13 protein-coding genes are annotated in these 17,394 nt (G+C 37.2%); 10 read left to right on the forward strand and 3 right to left on the reverse strand.

The features are described 5' to 3' along the window. Positions 1 to 70: 70 nt before the first annotated feature. From MKY29_RS04470 to MKY29_RS04490, 5 genes are read left to right on the forward strand one after another with little or no spacing between them, the layout of a single operon-like run. Positions 71 to 1,108: a zinc-dependent alcohol dehydrogenase gene (locus MKY29_RS04470; protein ID WP_340879107.1), complete on the forward strand. Its 1,038-nt coding sequence runs from the start codon at positions 71 to 73 to the stop codon at positions 1,106 to 1,108. After that, positions 1,083 to 1,847 carry a 2-dehydro-3-deoxy-D-gluconate 5-dehydrogenase KduD gene (kduD, locus tag MKY29_RS04475; protein ID WP_340879108.1) on the forward strand — a complete coding sequence of 255 codons (765 nt, stop codon included), beginning with the start codon at positions 1,083 to 1,085 and terminating at the stop codon, positions 1,845 to 1,847. Before MKY29_RS04470 ends, kduD (MKY29_RS04475) begins: the two co-directional genes overlap by 26 nt. Before the next feature lie 22 nt (positions 1,848 to 1,869). Then, the gene (gene kduD / locus MKY29_RS04480) at positions 1,870 to 2,634 is read left to right on the forward strand and encodes a 2-dehydro-3-deoxy-D-gluconate 5-dehydrogenase KduD (RefSeq protein WP_241595293.1); all 765 of its coding nucleotides are present in this window, start codon (positions 1,870 to 1,872) and stop codon (positions 2,632 to 2,634) included. A gap of 29 nt (positions 2,635 to 2,663) precedes the next feature. Continuing rightward, positions 2,664 to 3,611, forward strand: a complete 948-nt coding sequence (locus MKY29_RS04485) for a sugar kinase (RefSeq protein WP_340879109.1) — start codon at positions 2,664 to 2,666, stop codon at positions 3,609 to 3,611. A 32-nt stretch (positions 3,612 to 3,643) separates the two neighbouring features. Next, positions 3,644 to 4,267: a bifunctional 4-hydroxy-2-oxoglutarate aldolase/2-dehydro-3-deoxy-phosphogluconate aldolase gene (locus MKY29_RS04490; RefSeq protein ID WP_340879110.1), complete on the forward strand. Its 624-nt coding sequence runs from the start codon at positions 3,644 to 3,646 to the stop codon at positions 4,265 to 4,267. Positions 4,268 to 4,643: 376 nt separating this feature from the next. Here the strand turns inward: MKY29_RS04490 and MKY29_RS04495 are convergent, their stop codons facing one another. Genes MKY29_RS04495 through MKY29_RS04505 form a run of 3 tightly spaced genes read right to left on the reverse strand, consistent with a single transcriptional unit; the run spans position 4,644 to position 8,896 of the window. Beyond that, the gene (locus MKY29_RS04495; protein ID WP_340879111.1) at positions 4,644 to 5,015 is read right to left on the reverse strand and encodes a carboxymuconolactone decarboxylase family protein; all 372 of its coding nucleotides are present in this window, start codon (positions 5,013 to 5,015) and stop codon (positions 4,644 to 4,646) included. Position 5,016: 1 nt separating this feature from the next. Beyond that, positions 5,017 to 6,651 (reverse strand): thiamine pyrophosphate-binding protein, encoded by a 1,635-nt coding sequence (locus tag MKY29_RS04500; protein ID WP_340879112.1) that lies wholly within the window; start codon positions 6,649 to 6,651, stop codon positions 5,017 to 5,019. A gap of 19 nt (positions 6,652 to 6,670) precedes the next feature. Next, on the reverse strand, positions 6,671 to 8,896 hold the full coding sequence (locus MKY29_RS04505) for an EAL domain-containing protein (RefSeq protein ID WP_340879113.1): 2,226 nt from the start codon (positions 8,894 to 8,896) through the stop codon (positions 6,671 to 6,673). A 573-nt stretch (positions 8,897 to 9,469) separates the two neighbouring features. On the opposite strand from MKY29_RS04505, the gene MKY29_RS04510 reads away from it, so the two are divergent. The 5 genes from MKY29_RS04510 (at position 9,470) to MKY29_RS04530 (ending at position 17,348) form a co-directional block, all read left to right on the forward strand. Continuing rightward, positions 9,470 to 9,949: a sigma-70 family RNA polymerase sigma factor gene (locus tag MKY29_RS04510; RefSeq protein ID WP_340879114.1), complete on the forward strand. Its 480-nt coding sequence runs from the start codon at positions 9,470 to 9,472 to the stop codon at positions 9,947 to 9,949. Positions 9,950 to 10,196: 247 nt separating this feature from the next. Continuing rightward, positions 10,197 to 10,664: a competence protein ComK gene (locus MKY29_RS04515; RefSeq protein ID WP_340879115.1), complete on the forward strand. Its 468-nt coding sequence runs from the start codon at positions 10,197 to 10,199 to the stop codon at positions 10,662 to 10,664. A gap of 523 nt (positions 10,665 to 11,187) precedes the next feature. Beyond that, on the forward strand, positions 11,188 to 13,836 hold the full coding sequence (locus MKY29_RS04520; protein WP_340879116.1) for a bifunctional 2',3'-cyclic-nucleotide 2'-phosphodiesterase/3'-nucleotidase: 2,649 nt from the start codon (positions 11,188 to 11,190) through the stop codon (positions 13,834 to 13,836). A gap of 569 nt (positions 13,837 to 14,405) precedes the next feature. Next, the gene (locus tag MKY29_RS04525; protein WP_340879117.1) at positions 14,406 to 16,088 is read left to right on the forward strand and encodes a hypothetical protein; all 1,683 of its coding nucleotides are present in this window, start codon (positions 14,406 to 14,408) and stop codon (positions 16,086 to 16,088) included. Between the two features lie 15 nt (positions 16,089 to 16,103). Then, positions 16,104 to 17,348, forward strand: coding sequence for a DegT/DnrJ/EryC1/StrS family aminotransferase (locus MKY29_RS04530; protein ID WP_340879118.1), 1,245 nt, complete (start codon positions 16,104 to 16,106; stop codon positions 17,346 to 17,348). The last annotated feature ends 46 nt before the right edge of the window (positions 17,349 to 17,394 follow it).

Genomic DNA, 17,394 nt, shown 5'->3' on the forward strand with positions numbered 1-17,394 from the left:
AATCGGTCATTTCGATAATTCGTTATCGGTATGGCCGATTTATGTTTACTAACGAAGTGGGGGAAGTAATTTGAAAGCTATTGTCTATACGGGACCTAACGATGTCTCTTTTAGGGAAGTACCCAAACCAGATTTAAAGGAAAATTATTCATTGATAAAAACTTCCCACGTGGGGATTTGTGGAACCGATCTAAATATATTTGCGGGAACCCATCCACGTGCAAAATCACCATTAATCATGGGGCATGAATTCTCAGGAACCATCGCTAGTGAGCACCCGACAATTGGAGTTGGAGAAAAAGTGACGGTCAATCCATTGTTGTCATGTGGAAAATGTCATCCTTGTAATACAGGAAATCCTCACGTTTGTGAAGACTTAAAATTGGTAGGAATTGATTCAGATGGTGGAATGGCTGAGTATGTAGCTGTGCCTAATCATTGTATTGTGCCATTACCGAAAGAAGTTTCTTTAAAAACTGGAGCATTGGTTGAACCAATTTCAGTTGCTGTACATGCGATTCGACAAGGTGGGTATCAAGCGGGAGACCGTGCAGTGGTTTTTGGAGCAGGTACGATTGGACTTTGTGTTGCGTTGACGTTATGTCATTACGGAGCTTCACAAGTTACAGTTATTGAAACAAACGATGACCGTCTGAAGATGGCAAAAGAGTTAGGTTTTCATACACTTAATCCAATCAAGGATGATATTCAAAGAGAAGTGAGAGCACTTACGTCTAATTTAGGTGCAGATATAGTATTCGATTGTGCAGGACATCCAAGCGTACTGGATTTAGTGACCGATATAGTAAAAGTAAAAGGAAAGATTGTTATTGTTGCGGCTTATAAAAAACCAGCAGAAATTCAATTGCTTCAAGGGATGTTCAAAGAGCTGACTGTTCGGTTTGTTCGCGTCTATACACCTACAGATGTTGACCTTGCGATGCAGATTTTAGTGAATAATTTAGACTTCGAACAATTGATAACACATGTGTTTCCACCAGAGAAAGCAAAAGAAGGCTTCGATTTACTGGTGACACCTTCTGAAGCGATTAAAGTACTTTATCAATTTGATCATGTAGGAGATGAGAACAACGAATCCATTATTTGATTTATCAGGAAAAGTAGCAGTGGTAACTGGAGGAAATAAAGGAATAGGAAAAGCAATTTCTTTAGGTCTTGCACAGGCTGGTGCAAATATCGTTGTCATTGCCAGGGATATCCAAGAAGAATATCTCGAGAGTATTAGGGCAGTTGGAGTGAAAGCAATTGGAATATCATTTGACCTTCAACAAATAGAAAAGTTTGATGAATTGGTGGAAGAAATCATTGGGAAGATGGGTAAAATTGATATTCTAATCAATAATGCAGGAGTTCAGCGTAGATCCCCAGCAGTTGACTTTGACAAAGCGGATTGGGATTTCGTTATGAATGTCAATGCTAATGCAGTATTCTTCCTAGCACAAAAAGTTGGACAGCATATGATTGAAAAAGGATCAGGTAAAATTATAAACCTAGCCTCATTATTATCTTTCCAAGGTGGTTTAACGGTTCCAGCGTATGCGGCAAGTAAAGGTGCGGTTATGCAATTTACTAAATCATTGGCAAATGAGTGGGCAGGATTAGGCGTCAATGTTAACTGCATTGCACCAGGATATATGGACACCGAAATGAATACAGCACTCGTTGCTGATGAAGTACGTAATAAACAAATACTAGATCGCATACCGGCAGGACGATGGGGCAAAGCAGAGGATATCGCTGGGACAGCAATTTTTTTATCATCAAATGCCTCAGATTATTTACACGGATTCACAATTGCCGTTGATGGCGGTTGGCTAGGGAGATAATAATAAAGGAGTTGGAATGGTAATGACTAATCATCAAAATATTTTTTCATTAACGGGAAAGACAGCTCTTGTGACTGGTGCTCGCACTGGTATTGGGCAAGGTATTTCAGTAGGGCTAGCTAGAGCAGGTGCCCATGTACTTTTACTCGGACATCAAGATAACTTGTCGGAAACAAAGGCAAAAATCGAGGAGGTTGGAGGTACATATGAAACGATCTTAATAGATTTAAGTAAAGTTGAGACAATTCGAGAACAGCTACAACCTTTACTAGCTGACCACCATGTAGATATCTTAGTCAACAATGCAGGAGTTATTTACCGTGAACCAGCGGCTGAGTATGATGAGCAAGAGTGGATGAGAGTCATGAATGTTAACATTAATTCTATTTTTATCCTTTCTCAAGAAATAGGCAGAAGAATGATTGAAAAGGGTGAAGGGAAAATCATTAATATTGCGTCTCTGTTATCATTCCAAGGCGGAGTTAATGTTCCTGCCTATACAGCGAGTAAACATGCAGTTGCAGGACTTACCAAATCGCTTGCAAACGAATGGGCTTCCAAAGGAATTCAAGTTAATGCAATTGCTCCGGGATATATTGAAACTAACAACACAGAAGCACTTCGCAATGATAAAGAAAGAAGTAAATCTATATTGGAACGAATTCCAGCGGGGAGATGGGGAGCACCAGAAGATATCGCTGGAGCCGCTGTATTCTTAAGTTCATCTGCTTCCAATTATGTCAACGGTCATGTCTTAGTCGTTGATGGCGGTTGGATGGGTAGATGATGATTGTTTTTGGGAGAGGAAGATTGTAAATGGATATTATTTCTATCGGAGATGGTTTAATCACTTTCGATCCGGTTTCAAAAGGCCCATTACGTTTCGTCAATCAATTTGAACGGAAAATTGGTGGAGCGGAGTTAAATGTGCTTATCGGCTGTGCTCGTCTTGGTTTGAAAACAGGTTGGATTAGTCGTCTAGGGAAAGACGAATTTGGAAGACATATCGTTAATACTGTACGAGGTGAAGGGATAGATGTAGGAGAAGTGATTTTAGAGGAAGGTTATCCGACTTCACTTAACTTTAAAGAAGTACAAGAATCTGGGACTGGGAAGACCTTTTACTATCGTCATAAATCACCTACGGAAACGATTACACCTGATCTTCTTCCTGTAGGTTACATAAAAAGCTCGAAAATATTGCATGTAACAGGTGTTTATCCAGCCATCAATCAAAATAATCGGAATGTCATTCTAAAAGCTATACAAATAGCAAAAGAAAATGGCGTTAAAGTGTCCTTCGATCCAAATATTCGTCTTCGTTTATGGACAGAGGAAGAAGCACGAGAAACCATCATATCCTTTTTACCTTATGTCGACTATTTACTGGCAGGAAAGGAAGAGCTAGAACTGATTTTCCAGACTACTAAGACGGAAGAGATTATACAAGAACTTAGCCATTACTCATGTGAAAAAATAGTGATGAAGGATGGGGAGAACGGGGCTTCTGTATTATTGGATGGAAAATGGTTTCACTCGAAAGCTCCGAAGGTTGTAAAAGTAGTGGATACAGTTGGGGCTGGAGATGGCTTTGATGCAGGTTTTTTATATGGAGTGCTTCAAAACTGGCCGATTGAAAAAACTTTAGAATTTGCTAATACAATAGGATCTATGGTCGTTCAAGTTTCAGGAGATAACGAAGGGCTTCCCTATCTAGAAGAAGTTCAGGCAAAGTTAGGACTATTAAATGTGATTGAGAGATAGTATAAAAACAACTTTGAAAGGAACGTGATTTGATGGAAATCGAACAATTAACGCAGGTTCCGATCATCCCCGTCTTAAGGAAGATTCCTTATGAAAAAAGTGATTACATTATAAATGCCTTACTCGAAGGTGGCATACGTTCTATTGAAATTACAATGGATACAGAACGAGCAGCCGATATTATAAATGCAGCACGTACCAAATACAGTTCCGATATTTCTATAGGTGCGGGAACTGTACTAACAGTGGAAAAAGCGAAAGATGCAATAGCAGCTGGAGCTGAGTTCATCGTTGCACCGAATTTTGATGAAGCTGTAGCCAAGTATGCACAAGAACAGAAAATATTCTTTGTACCTGGTGTATTCACACCAAGTGAGATGGTCTCTGCGATTCAAGCAGGGGCTGAGATGGTAAAACTATTCCCAGCTTCTGTGTTAGGACCTCAGTTTATCAAAGATGTGAAAGGTCCCCTTAGTCACATACCAGTTATGTGTACTGGTGGGATAGACTTATCGACTGTAAAAAGCTATTTTGAAGTCGGAGCAGATGCAGTTGGAGCAGGAAGTTCTCTTGTGAAGAAAAAGTTCATTGAGGAAAACGATTGGGTTGGACTTCAAAATGAAACCAAAGAGTGGGTACAATGTGTCCCTGTGTAGGAAACAATTCTACACTATTCTGATAATTGACTTCAATTCAGTATTAAATAAGATTAGCATAGACATTATAAAAAAGTTAAAGTTCAAAAAGCTCAAAGATTTAAAAATAACTCCACTCAAGTAAATAATCTTGGGTGGAGTTATTATTTGTCCCTGTGTAAGAAACAATTCTACACTATTCTGATAATAGACTACAATTCTGTGTGTTATGTGTCTGGCTCATATCGAACTAAATTGATGTGATAGAGAACAGGGAGGTTAGCACTATGGCATTTTGAATATGTATTTAATAGTACTTATTGATGTAAGTGAAGCAAAATCCCTGCGCAACGAATTGAATAATGCTAATTGTGTCTTACACAGGGACAGTTTACTCCTATGCCCCTTCGAAAATCTCCCCAGCAATTCCCATTGCATGAACAGCTTTTGGAAAACCAACATATCCGGCACAGTGAATGATAATCTCAATAATTTCTTCTTTTGACAGACCTACATTTAATGCTGCTTGCAAGTGAACTCTAAGCTGATCGAATGCACCCTGGGTGATAAGAGTTGTGAGTGTAATGATTTCTCTTTGTGAGTAGGAAAGCGTATTTCTAGAGTAGAGATCTCCAAAGCCAAAGGACACAATCATCTCCCAAAGGTCAGGTGAAATATTTTTGATTCCTTCCATACCATTTCGGACATCTTGTGAAAATAATTCTTCCATTGCATCTAATCCGGCCTCGTAACGCTTGTTATTTTCCATATTATTGCCTCCCCATAGTTGGTGGAATTTCATGTTCATCTACTAATACTTCAATCACTATCGGTTTGTTCGTTACTTCTATCTTATGTAACGCTTCTTTTATACTATCGGTTAATTCAGTAGAGTTATAACATGTAAATGCTTCTAATCCCATAGACTCAGCAAATTTAGTAACATTGAGCGGAGTTTCATACACACCGCCAATAGATGAGCCAATCATTTTTTGCATTCCTTTTTCTACCATATCCAATCGTCCATTATTCAAAACAATAAATAGGACTGGGGAGTTATAATTATATGCCGTAGAAAGCTCCGTACCATGCATAAACATGCAACCATCCCCAACTAAACACACAATTGTTTCTTCTGGGGCTGCTAGCTTAGCACCTATGGAATAGCCAATACCATTACCCATTGCACCAAAAATATCATCAAAAAAGAAAGTTCCGGGTTTATAAATGTCAAAGTACTTAATACCGTAAAAAGAGTGGCTGCCATCATCTCCAAAAATAATCGCATCCTCTGGAAGTGCATACCGCATTGCCCTTAATACTTGGACTGCAGAGATTCGCTCGCCTGGATTATTATGCTGAAGTGGAATCACCTCGATTGGCGCTAAAAATGCTGAACTATCTGTTTTAGGTATATCCTTTAAGATAACTTTCAGATTCCCTTTTATATCACCAAGAACTGGAGTAGTTGGAACTGGAATCGATTTCCCGATAAACGTTGGATCATAGTCGAAGTGTATGATGTGCTCGGGATACATCCCTTCAGATAATCCGGCAATGGACATATCACTTAATCTTGAACCAATTACAAGGAGTAGGTCAACATTCTCCTGAAAGTATGCGGTCGCTTCGTCTGTACCACCCAATCCGAATGCTCCTAATGAAAGTATATGACTGGAAGGAAATACTCCTTTTCCTCCTGGAGTTGTAATGACAGGGATGTTCCAATGTTCCGCAAGATGCTGTACTTCATCATAGGCTTTACTTGAATGAACACCTTTTCCTAAAAATAGAAGAGGACGTTTTGCCAGATTTAATCTATCGATTACTTCGTTTGTTATAGGAGATATCATTTCATAAGACAATGGTAAATCTAGTTGGAATGGTTCAATCTGTTCCAACAAAATATCAAATGGAATAGACAGATGCACAGGTCCTTTTACACCGGACATAGCTTTTTCTAGCGCATGCTGAAGAAATGGTTGTAGCATATCGCCTCGTTCTACTCTTGCACTAAACTTTGTAACAGATCTGAACATATCTACAAGGTCAGCTCCGAATAGACTGGAGTCCTGACCCATTGCTTTACCAGTATCTTTCATCGAGGGATGTCCTGTGATAATTAATAGTGGTAGATTAGAGGCCTTTGCTTGACCGGCTGCAGTAATCAGGTTAGTACCACCAGGTCCAGAAGTACCAACTGCGACCCCGATTTTCTGATTCATTAGGGCATAACCGGTAGCTTCAAAACCTGCTGCTGCTTCATGTTTACTTAATACAAATTCTAAATCATGGTGTAATATCTCGAATAATATAGGTGATACTGCCTTTCCCGGAATGCCAAAAATATGATGAATTCCCCAGTGTTTAAAATTCGCTACTAATACGGCAGAAGTCGTCTGCATGCTGTCATCTCTCCTATGATCAATGTTGTTCTAGATAAATTTTCTCAATTTCATATGCAGGAAGTGGTTTACTAAAGTAATAACCCTGTGAAATATCACAATGATGACTTTTTAGGAAATCAAGCTGTTCCTGTGTTTCCACTCCTTCTGCAATTACCTCCTTACGAAGATTGTGAGCTAATGTAATGATTGCATTTACAATGATTGAATCCTTCTCATTGTTCATAATTTCACTTACGAAGGATTTGTCAATCTTAATATAGTCAATCGGGAAATTTTTAAGATAATTGAGCGAGCTATATCCTGTTCCAAAATCATCAATACTGATACCAATACCAAGTGCTTTTAGCTGTTCTAGTACTTGAATGGAGTATTCGTATTCCATTGCCATATACTCGGTAATTTCAACGACAACATAAGCTGGATCAATGGCTGTACGTTCCAACATTTCTTCCATAAATGCTAAAAGATCTCTTGTAAGAAATTGTTGTGTGGAAAGATTAACGGACATTTTTACTGGGGTCATACCATTATCTTGCCATTTTTTGTTTTGAGAACAGGCCTCATTGATGACCCACTCACCAATTTGGGTGATTAATCCATTTTCTTCTGCCAGTTTTATAAACTTTCCTGGAGGTATTAGACCAAGCGTAGGGTGCTGCCAGCGTATCAATGCCTCAAAACCAACTAATTTACCAGTATCGTTATTAATTTGGGGCTGATAATGTAGTACAAATTCATCATTATCCAATGCTCTTCTTAAATCGACCTCTAGCATATATTCGTCCATCATTACATCCAATAATTCTGATGAATGAACGACGTAGCGATTTTTACCCTCTGATTTTGCTTGATACATCGCATTATCAGCGTAGACCATGAGTTGTTCCATTGAAATTGGAGAGTCGGGATAAATTGCCACCCCAATACTAGCTGTTGTATGTAACTCTTTTCCACTAACATAAAAAGGTTGCTGAAACAGTTGAATTATCTCTTCTGCTTTTTTCATGACATAATCAATATCAACAAAATCCTTCAGTAGAAAGACAAATTCATCGCCACCCATTCGAGCAAGTATATCGTTCTCACCGAGAGAACCACCTAAACGTTTGCTTACCTCGATTAAGAATTTATCTCCATAAGAATGACTAAAGTTATCATTAATGATTTTAAAGCGATCCAAATCTATGAATAAAACAGCTAAGGTACGTTGCTGACCATCGTATATTTGCTGGATAATGGCCTCTAACTCTTTTTTTATATGTCTTCTGTTCGATAGATTCGTTAAATCATCATGATAAGCCAAATAATTATATTTTTCCTGTAGCAAGTAGCGATCAGTGATGTCTCTGAACTGACCAAAGGCACCAATCATTTTGTCTTCTTCATAAATTGGCTGTGCGTCAAAGAGACAAACAATGAGGTCACCTGTGTCACCTTTAAACTTTATTTCCTCATTTTTAACTATTTCCCCTTGTTCCAGTACCTTTTTAAAATATTCTCCCGTTAAATGAGATTCACGAATATTTCTACCCACAACATCTTCTCTGCTGTTATTCGAAATTTGTTCGGCGAAACTATTAAACTCGGTCGTGATTCCTTTCTCATCCGTAATAACAATGCCATTTCTTGTTCTACTTAACATAATCTGATTCATAATGTTAAGCTTCTTATTTTGTTTTCTTAATAATAGTTCTCTTTCAATTGAATCAATCACCTGAGCTAACATCGTTAAGAAAAGTGTATTTTGAAATTGGATAGGCATCATGATAGACACACTACCGAGCAAGTTATTGTCATCCGTATAGTGAAATGCTGTTCCATAACAAGCAATCTCATGAAGAAATGTATGATAATGTTGTTCACCAATCAAGCTAATTGGGTGTCTTTGCTGCAATGATAAACTTACAACATTTGTACCTGTATCTTCTTGAACGAACAGGCTACCTGGTTTGATTCCGAATTGTTCAATGGTAGACTTGATGGTTTCATCCCCTTCGATTTCCAAAAGGTAACCGGTTGCATCTGACACTACAACAAGTATGGGGGTACCTTTTAAGGAATCTAGTAACTTATTTGAGAAAAAACGCACAACTGATAGTATTTCACTATAAAATTTTCTCTTTGCTGCAAACTGCTCTTCATCTAAAAACCTCTTCGGTCTCGATATCTCATTCGGATCCATTCCGGCATTTATGCATGCTAACTTAGACTCTGTAATGTAGTATGGTTCCGTTGTATCCATGTTCTCCTCCTAAAAAGTTTATATTATATATACCCTAATTTAATTGGGTCAAATTTTTAATGAATTGATAAATGAAAAAATATATGCTTATGATTTTTTTATAAAATAGCGAAAAAAAAGAATCCGTTTCTGCTAAGGTTAAGTCTTTACAAATTAACCAGTAGAAAGAATTCCAATATACTAATTTTACAGTAAAATGTTGTTAATTTCAAACTAATAGACTGTTACCTATTATATGTCGAAAAGCCATACCCTTGTTTGCAAGCATTATAAAGAGAACTATTGGGAGTTTATTATAAACACTAATAGTTCTCTTTTTTACTCGTATAGTAGGTAATATATATCGTGTTCTTAAAATAATTCAAAATTAGACTGGAACCAGACATCCTTAAAACTTTGTATCAGTTTTAACTGTTCTTCCTCACAATACATACCGTTCCATAGACTAAAGTATAACGTTTACACCGCTACAATCTTTTAAATAGTCATTAGATTTTGCATAAGAAGTTAATTATTCTTAGGCTACCTAGGAATAAACGAATCGTGCATGACTCAAAAAGGAACTTAGCGTTGATGGAATTTGAATATGTATTGGAGCAATTTGAGCCGATGATTTCTGCTTGCATTCGGAAGCTAAGCATATATAAAAATCACGAGTTATATAGACAGGCAGGTAGAATTGCTTTGTGGAAGGCATGGGTGAGGTTCGATGTGGAAAGGGGAGATTTTGCACCTTATGCGTACCGCTCGATTTACGGTGGAATGCTGGATGAATTAAAACGAGAAAAACGCCAGGAAGAGCAAGTCGACCCTGTGGAGGATGAAAAATTGGCATTTTTACTTGAACAATCTTTTGAAACAAGCTTATTTCGGGAGGATTTGGGAATAGCAATTGAATCATTGTATGCAAAAGAGAGAGAGCTATTGATGTGGATTTTCGTGGAAGGGATTTCGCTACAACAGGCTGCAACGAGAGCTGGCATAACAATACCAGGTATTAAAAAGAGACGAGAAAGAATGCTTGCCAAATTGAGAGTAAGTATTGAAAAATAGGATTTAAAGTTTTTACCTGGAGAGTGATGTTCGACACTTCTCGGTACTTTTTTCAGTTACTTTATACCAAACGGATAGAAAATGTTTTTCTAATATAGGACCAAATTCTAAATAACACTTTACTAGAAGGGGTAATTAGGAATTATTTTTAAAATATTGCATATATTTAGTAAATTTAGACTAGTATGTTATATTGTAATTTGATAGGATGTACTTACAGGGAGGGGACAAAAAAGGGGGATATACGGTGAAAGATATTAAAAAAAGTTCTGGAATGATTGATAACCAAACATTAATAATTGAGCCTGTTTTTAAAGATAAGGCGAAAACGCGAATCGTGACGACACATGGAACTTATTATTCAGAAGAGAGTACATTGAACATACTTGAAGGTGCATGTAATAGATATGCATCTACATTGGAGGGACGTTTGAAAGCAACGAAAAAGTTAATGAATTATTCGGTAAAGACACCACTGCTCATAGAGCCAAATGATTTTGGTGCTTTTCCAACGATGTCCTATAGGAATCTGGAGTGTGTTTGGATATTTAATCACCCTTTTTATGTGGTTGAGTTAAGCAAAGGGAAGTCAGTCATCCATTTTTTTAATGGAATCTCTGTCACTGTGAATGCTTCCAAGCATGTATTGTTAAAACAACACCAAAGACTACACACCTCGTTAAATATATATGGTATGTACCATCGAAAAAAATAGGTACATAGGGAACATATTGTATAAGGTTTCTTTTGTTTATGTAACTTGAAGCTAGTTAATTGGCATAGAAGTGTACAAAAATATTGTCTCCTAACTAAATATTTAATCGTGTGGCGTCTGAAGATACTTTTCAGATGCTTTTTTTGAGTGATATGAAATTATATAAAAATCTCCTGAGAACCCTGAGTAAAATGCACTAACATGCTTCTTAAAGTTGTAGTAGGGAGAAGGACAAACAAATGCCATAAGATTACCGAGAAAAGACCTAAAGGACGAGTCTTTCCAGAGTACTTCGAAAACGTTAGATACAAGTTTTGAAATATAAGGATCGGGCGTCTATTTACCCAGTTTTTCTTTGACAGCTCTCTTATATGAACTATATAAAGATTTTTACAAATCTCGTTCCATTTAATAATGGAAGGGATTTTAAGTGTGTCCATTGTACTTGTCATTATTTACGAAATTATTACAATATTCTTGTTGTAATAGGCTGTTTTTTCCATTATCTTTAAGGAAGGGGCTTATGAAAATTAAGCTGGGAGAATACAATCTATTAAACGGGAGTGACAGGATGAAGAAGAATACGTTCAAAAAATCTGTAGTAGCTGCAGCATTAGCAACATCTTTATTGGCAAGTTCGAATGTAAGTTTTGCGAGTAGTTCAATGCAGGATGTTGTGGATCAAGCGAGAAAAGATATGAAGAATGCAGCTTATGCATATGTAGTTCCTGCCCAAAGTGGCAAGCTTGCTACAAGCAAAGAGTTGTATCCGGCACTTAATAAAGCAAAAGATAATTATGTGAAAGCAAAGGCTGCTATTACGAAGTCTAATGCGAAAAATAAAGCCGTTTTACTAAAAGATTTAAACGCTCTTTATAATGAACGTGTTACAAAAGGAATCATTCCTTATATCGATGCTTATAACTATGCAGACAAATACTTAACTCCTATTATGAATGATATTAAAAAAGCTGAATCTGCAAAGGATTGGGCGAAGGTTGAGACTTTATATCATAAACTATCTGTTCAGTTGAAGAGTCGTACAACAATTCTCTATCGTTTTAGTGGTAAAGCTGCGAGAGATTTATTGTTAGACCAATATAAAGAACCAGCAAATACGAAACGAGATCAGTTGATGGTTCCTGTCACTGTTTATATGAAGGTTGTTCAAGCTGAAAAGTTATTAGCAGCTGGCAATAAAACCGAAGCTAAAAAGGTAATCGATACGATAGCACCTTTACTAGATAAACTTCCAACCGCTAGTTCGTATCCAATGGTAGAAGATTTATTGAAAAAATTAGAAGCTGTTATTAAAGCATCAGGAGCAGAAGTGGATTCAGGCTCTAAAGATGCAGTGTCATTACGTATTTTAGGTACATCTGATATTCATACGAATATTGTGAACTATGATTACTACAAAGATACAGAGTCTAATAGTTTAGGTCTTGCAAAAACTGCAACACTTATTAAAACAGCGCGTACTGAAAATAGCAACTCTTTATTATTCGATAACGGCGATGCTATTCAAGGAACTCCACTAGGTTCATACAAGCAAGCTATAGATAAATTAGTAGATGGGGAAGAGCATCCATCTGTAACTGCAATGGAATTGTTGGGTTATGACGGAGCAACTTTTGGTAACCATGAATTTAACTACGGTCTTGATTATTTAGATGAAGTAATGGATGATGCAAACTTCCCTTATGTGAATGCGAATGTTCAAGACGCAGCAACTGGTAAGTTATTATATAAACCGTATGTGTTAATTGACCAAGAGGTGGTTGATGCAGAAGGTGACAAATCAACGATCAAAGTTGGAGTAACTGGAATTGTTCCTCCACAAATTCTGAAATGGGATAAATCTCATCTAGAAGGAAAAGTAAAAGTGCAAGATTCTGTGCAAGCTGTAGAAGCTGTTATACCTCAAATGAAAAAAGCTGGAGCTGACGTAGTTGTCGTTCTTTCTCACTCAGGTCTTGGAGATACAAAGCATGAGGTTGGCGAAGAAGATGTAACATATCTACTAACGAAGGTTGAAGGCGTTGATGCAATTATTACAGGACATGCTCACCAAGTGTTCCCTGGTAAAGTTGATGCTTCTTTAACGAATGTAAATATCGATAAAGGTACGATCAACGGTGTTCCAGTTGTAATGCCAGGTAAATTTGGTAGTCATTTAGGTGTAATTGACTTAACGTTAGAGAAAAAGGGCAACGAATGGGCTGTAACGAATTCCAAAGCAGAAGTACGTACAATTGCAAAAGATTCAACGGATGTAGACAAAACTATAGTGAACGCTGTCAAAGAAGCACATGAAGGAACGATTAAATACGTACGCCAAGCAGTTGGAACAACAACAGCTGACATTCATAGCTACTTTTCACAAGTACAAGATGATCCATCTATCCAAATCGTAACAAATGCTCAAACTGAGTACGTAAAAGCAAAACTAAAAGGTACAGAAAATGAAAAACTTCCAGTACTTTCTGCTGGTGCACCATTCAAAGCAGGAACAAGAAGTGACCCTGAATATTACACGTATGTTCCAAAAGGCGAGTTAGCCATTAAGAACGTAGCTGATTTATATTTATACGACAACACAGTAGCAATTGTTAAAGTTAATGGAGCGGACGTAAAAGAATGGTTAGAAATGTCTGCAGGTCAATTCAACCAAATCGATGCAACAAAAACTGGCGATCAACAACTTATTAATACAGACTTCCGCTCTTACAATTATGACGTAATTGATGGTGTAACATATGAAATTGATGTGACGAAACCAGCCAAATACGATGCAGACGGAAATCTAGTAAATGATAAATCATCTCGTATTACAAATTTACAATTCGATGGTAAGCCAATCGATTTAAAACAAGAGTTTATCGTAGCAACAAACAACTACCGTGCAAATGGAACATTCCCAGGAGTACGTAATGCAACAGCAATTGAAATCTATCCAGATGAAAACCGTCAAACAATTATTGATTATATTCTTGCTGAGAAAACGATTGATCCATCAGCTGACGGCAACTGGAAATTTGCAGCACTACCTGCAAATGCAACAATCGTATTTGAATCTTCCAAACAAGCAGAAAAAGTAATCCCTGCAGATGGCAACATTAAATATGTTGGCGAAGGTACGGATGGTTTTGGGAAGTATTCCATAAAGTGACCCTGTGTAACAAACGATTCTGATATTTAACTACAATTCGCACACTCTCTAGGTTTCTGCTGGAGGGTGTGTTTTTTTATGTCCCTGTGTAGTAAACAATTCTAATACTGCCAATCACCTAACACCCCCTTCTGCCCAAGAGCGGAAGGGGGGATTTTAATGTGAACTAATCATAAAGGGTCCCTGTGTACCAAACAATTCTGATATATCATAATTATTCCCCCCCTCCCGTATATGAGCTGAGGGGCGATTTTGTGAATAAATAATTCTGAAAGCCCTGGATTAATAACTACGAACTGTATATAAAGAAGCAATAGTAGATAGCAAGAGAGGACTGGTCTAAAAAAGGGAGTATGAAATATAAAGAATTAAATAAAACATTGATTTTTCAGAAAATTATACATATAATTGTTTTAAATACATGTTATATACAGGTGTTTCATATAATACAAATAGTTTTACTATTAATTACATCATATCAATAAAAATAATATAAATATGAAAATTATATAAATTTATATACATGTAATTTACTTGTATATTAATATATTTCGAAGGGTGATAGAAATATGAAAATGGCCAAAATGGGTATTGTTTTTGATGATATGGATGCGGAGTTAGAGTGGTCTAAGAAGAAAAACCTTTTCGAGTATTTTATATTTGAAATTCTTGATCATTTTAGAATCCCATATGAAAAACTAGATGTAACGGATAAGTATAATTCATTTGACGTGTTGATTGTGAGTCACATCCGAGATAGTGAAGAAGCGTGCAGCAAAATATTAGAATATATACACGCTGGTGGGACTGTCGTTTCTTATGGGGGATTGGACTCTATACGAAAGAAACTAGGTTTTTCAAACAAGCTTGCGTCTCAAAAGGGTTATGCAGATTTATCTGCCTTTTTAAACCAACATACCCCTTTACGTTTCCTAGATGCCGAGCCTTGGACGCATGAAACTGATTTAGACGTAACAGAATTTGGTGCTGTAGCTGATGAGGCAAAAACATGGCAGGGAGTATCTGCATTACAGCAAATAAAGTATGGTTCTGGAACACTTGAACGCTGGTCAGTACCGATTCCTCAAACGATCGTTGGTTTGCAACAGGGAACGAAGCCTGTTATAGAGGATGGAATACCAGCCCCGGATGGTACGGCGAATTTAGATGAGGAAATTTTAAAGGCAGAGGATGGCTTTGAACTGGATTGGGTTCAAGATCGTGCATTTACAGAAACTGGAATGCCTTATTTCCCTCACCCATATGCTGACTTATGGAAAGAAGTATTAATGGAACATTTATTAAAAATAGTGCTAGGAAAAGGTTTAACACTTCCCTTCTTAGACTATTGGCCAGCAAACGTACAACATGTTGCGATGATTTCCCATGATAGTGATTTAAATGTGGATGAATCAGCTCAAATGACACTTGATACGCTGAAAGCAGAAAATGTTCAGTCTACCTGGTGCATGATTGCACCAGGCTACAGTTCCTCGATATATGACCAAATAAAAAGTGGTGGTCATGAAATTGCCCTTCATTACAATGCACTAGAGCAGGATGAAGGGGTTTGGTCAGCGGAAGCTTTTCAAACACAATTAGACTGGTTAGAAAAAACGACAAATACAAACGATACTGTATCTAATAAAAATCACTATACACGTTTTGAGGGCTGGGGAGAGTTATACACTTGGTGTGAAAACAATGGAATCCAAGTGGATCAATCGAGAGGTCCAAGTAAAAAAGGGAATATTGGTTTTTTATTTGGCACATGTCATCCTTATTTTCCAATTGCTTGGGCAGATGAAAAGAATAGACTATATGACGTTTTAGAAATTGGGTTTTTAACACAAGATCTAAATCACAATACATTATCAGATGTAAGTGTCATTCAGCCATTTTTAGATGGAGTGAAGCGGGTTAATGGTGTAGCGCATTTTCTGTTCCATCAATACCATATTTACCATCAGCCAAAAGTGCGAGAGGCCATTGTTCAATTAATAACAACTGCTAGAACTCAAGGATTTACCTTCTGGACTAGTAAGCAAATTAATGATTGGGAGCGTTCACGTCGTGGGCTTACAATTAATGGAATTAGGAGTTCAGGAGACATTAAAGTAACTAGCCGGGATGGCGAAAATGATTTTATGCTTCTCATACCAATAGCTGAGGATTATGCATCAGCAGATGATGAAGTAATAGTGCAACGATTTGGTGTTAATTGTAAACAAGTTCAAATGAAAAGAACTTAATATGGGGGACTAATAATGGAAGGAAATATATTAGCATTAAATGGTGGAGAAAAGGTGAAAACGACACCATTTGGTACAGGGCAACGCTTTGGGTTAGAAGAGGCAAAGGAATTACTGGAGGCACTAGAGCAAAATACATTATTTTATCATTTTGGTCATAAAGTAAAGCAGTTTTTACAGGATTTCAATAATCTTTATCAAGTAAAATACAGTGTTGCTACTTCTTCTGGAACTGCTGCACTTCATGTCGCACTTGGAGCAGCTGGAGTTACTGCTGGAGATGAGGTTATTACAAGTCCTATTACAGACCAAGGTACAGTGGTAGGTATTCTCTACCAAAATGCCATCCCAGTCTTCGCTGATTTGGATCCTCATAGCTATACAATGACTGCTACATCAATCGAAGAAAAAATAACAGCAAAGACGAAGGCAATAATTGTTATTCATCTTGCAGGTAACCCTTGCGATATGGACCCAATTATGGAACTTGCCAAAAAATATAACATCAAGGTCGTGGAGGATTGTGCTCAAAGTTATTTAACGACTTACAAAGGTCGATTAACAGGTACCATAGGGGATTATGGCTGCTTTAGTACTAATGATTTTAAGCATATTTCTACTGGTGACGGTGGAATGGTGACTGTAAACTCAGGAAATGAATCTGATTATTTTACAACGCATGCATTTGCAGATAAAAATTATCGAAGACAAGAAGATGCTGTTATGAAGGATATAGAATATTTAGCTCCGAATTATCGAATGACAGAGCTGCAGGGTGCGGTTGGAATTGCACAATTGAAAAAGCTTAACTGGATTTGTACAAGACGCAATGAGTTAGGGGAAAGATTAAAGCAAGGAATCGATACTATTAAAGGAATCAATCCGATGAAAATTACCAACGAAGGCTGGTGCAGCTATTGGTTTTATATGCTCACTCTGAATCTGGAACAGTTAACGTGCTCAAGAGAGGAATTTTCAGAAGCTTTAGCAGAAGAAGGAATTCCAAACCAACCGGGTTATATTCCAAAGGTGTTATATGCGCAGCCAATATTTCAAAAGAAACAGGCATATTTGAATAACCATTATCCATTTAATCTAGGAACCTATGACTACTCCGTAGGAAGCTGTCCAAACGCAGAGAATATTTTAGAAACGGCCATTCGATTAAATATAAGTGAGTTCTATACAGATCAAGACATAGAAGATATGATTGTCGCGATTAATAAAGTTGCTTCATTTTATAGCAAATCAATTTCATAATTACTTGATTATTAAGGCAATATCAGAATTACTTGTTTCAATTAAA

Source organism: Psychrobacillus sp. FSL K6-2365 (assembly GCF_038003165.1).
Taxonomy (GTDB): domain Bacteria; phylum Bacillota; class Bacilli; order Bacillales_A; family Planococcaceae; genus Psychrobacillus; species Psychrobacillus psychrodurans.

Excerpts from the sequence above, each read along its gene's own strand:
- MKY29_RS04520 (WP_340879116.1), top strand. The coding sequence starts at position 11,188 with ATGAAAATTAAGCTGGGAGAATACAATCTATTAAACGGGAGTGACAGG.
- MKY29_RS04485 (WP_340879109.1), top strand. The coding sequence starts at position 2,664 with ATGGATATTATTTCTATCGGAGATGGTTTAATCACTTTCGATCCGGTT.
- MKY29_RS04525 (WP_340879117.1), top strand. The coding sequence starts at position 14,406 with ATGAAAATGGCCAAAATGGGTATTGTTTTTGATGATATGGATGCGGAG.
- kduD (WP_340879108.1), top strand. The coding sequence starts at position 1,083 with ATGAGAACAACGAATCCATTATTTGATTTATCAGGAAAAGTAGCAGTG.
- MKY29_RS04495 (WP_340879111.1), bottom strand. The coding sequence starts at position 5,015 with ATGGAAAATAACAAGCGTTACGAGGCCGGATTAGATGCAATGGAAGAA.
- MKY29_RS04510 (WP_340879114.1), top strand. The coding sequence starts at position 9,470 with ATGGAATTTGAATATGTATTGGAGCAATTTGAGCCGATGATTTCTGCT.
- kduD (WP_241595293.1), top strand. The coding sequence starts at position 1,870 with ATGACTAATCATCAAAATATTTTTTCATTAACGGGAAAGACAGCTCTT.
- MKY29_RS04505 (WP_340879113.1), bottom strand. The coding sequence starts at position 8,896 with ATGGATACAACGGAACCATACTACATTACAGAGTCTAAGTTAGCATGC.
- MKY29_RS04500 (WP_340879112.1), bottom strand. The coding sequence starts at position 6,651 with ATGCAGACGACTTCTGCCGTATTAGTAGCGAATTTTAAACACTGGGGA.
- MKY29_RS04490 (WP_340879110.1), top strand. The coding sequence starts at position 3,644 with ATGGAAATCGAACAATTAACGCAGGTTCCGATCATCCCCGTCTTAAGG.
- MKY29_RS04530 (WP_340879118.1), top strand. The coding sequence starts at position 16,104 with ATGGAAGGAAATATATTAGCATTAAATGGTGGAGAAAAGGTGAAAACG.